Origin of the sequence: Streptococcus sp. DD04 (genome assembly GCF_001578725.1) — a bacterium.
In the GTDB taxonomy this organism is placed as follows: Bacteria; Bacillota; Bacilli; order Lactobacillales; family Streptococcaceae; genus Streptococcus; species Streptococcus sinensis.
In genome coordinates, this window is sequence record NZ_KQ968976.1 from 450,460 (window position 1) to 451,039 (window position 580).

At 39.7% G+C, this 580-nt stretch carries 1 protein-coding gene; it reads right to left on the minus strand.

All coding sequences use genetic code 11. The features are described 5' to 3' along the window. Nucleotides 1-429: ABC transporter ATP-binding protein (locus STRDD04_RS11335; RefSeq protein WP_231853867.1), on the minus strand; the 429-nt coding region annotated here is incomplete at its 3' end. Nucleotides 430-580 lie beyond the last annotated feature (151 nt).

Genomic DNA, 580 nt, shown 5'->3' on the forward strand with positions numbered 1-580 from the left:
GAGCGTGATAATCAGCTGAACCTTTTGCTGGTTCCCCTTAGACAAACTCTTGATTTTGTCGGTTAATTTGCCCTTGACCTGAAGTTTTTCCATCCACTGGGGCAGTTTTTCTTTGACAACAGCTGTCGGCACACCCTTTAGATTTGCCAGATAGCGCACTTGCTCAAAGACCGTCAGCTTGGGCATCAGGCTTCTTTCCTCAGGCAGATAGCCAATCCTGCTATAGGTCTCCTGCTTGATCGCCTGCCCTTCGAAACGAATTTCTCCAGTATAGTCTAGGAAGCGCAAAATACTGTGAAAAATCGTTGTTTTCCCAGCACCGTTTTTCCCAATCAAACCAAGGATATGCCCCGGCTGGGCTTCAAAATCAATACCGAACAACACTTGCTTTTGCCCAAAACTTTTTTCTAGTTTTTCTACATGCAGCATATGAAACCTCCTAGTATGATAATAAGATTATTATACTACTTTGAAAGCAGTTTTTCATCTTTTTGTCCTACTTTGTAAAAAATTTTCTCCTAAGTTTCGCCTTAATAAAATGTTATATAAAATATGTAAAAGTATTTTATCTACTATGATA